General features: G+C 52.3%; 1 pseudogene. It reads left to right on the top strand.

The window, feature by feature from the left end:
• Positions 1-69: 69 nt before the first annotated feature.
• Positions 70-511 (top strand): annotated as a pseudogene (locus ACT3TC_RS17125) (IS5 family transposase); the annotation flags it as partial.

Here is a 511-nt window from a genome sequence, read left to right as displayed (position 1 = left end):
TAGGTTTTGTACGAAAAGTGATATCTGCTAAGTTTTCCCATGCAATAGAAGCATAGGGGGAAATGAATTATGGTTGGCCGGTACGAGATATCCAATGAGAACTGGGCGCAGATTACAGATATTGTGTCGCCAACTCAGGTGATGGGCAGGCCCCGGCGGGATGACCGGCAGGTCCTCAATGGTATTTTCTGGGTGCTCTGTTCTGGTGCCAAATGGCGAGATCTACCCGAGCGGTATGGTCCCTGGTCAACTGCCTATGAGCGCTTTCGAAAATGGCGGGATGATGGCACGTTTGAAGCTATCCTTTCTCGCTTACAGCTCAGGCTGCGTGAAGATGGACTGATGGATCTGGATACGTGGATGATTGATTCGACCTCGATACGTGCCACCCGCGCTGCCGCAGGAGGCGGCAAAAAGGGGGCTCAGAAGAACCGGTAGATCACGCATTGGGGCGTAGTCGTGGTGGTTTAACGACAAAAATCCACCTGGTATGTGATTCCCATGGTTGGCC

Source organism: Halomonas sp. AOP27-A1-41 (genome assembly GCF_052378605.1).
In the GTDB taxonomy this organism is placed as follows: domain Bacteria; phylum Pseudomonadota; class Gammaproteobacteria; order Pseudomonadales; family Halomonadaceae; genus Vreelandella; species Vreelandella citrativorans.
This window is presented reverse-complemented; position numbering and strand designations above follow the sequence as displayed.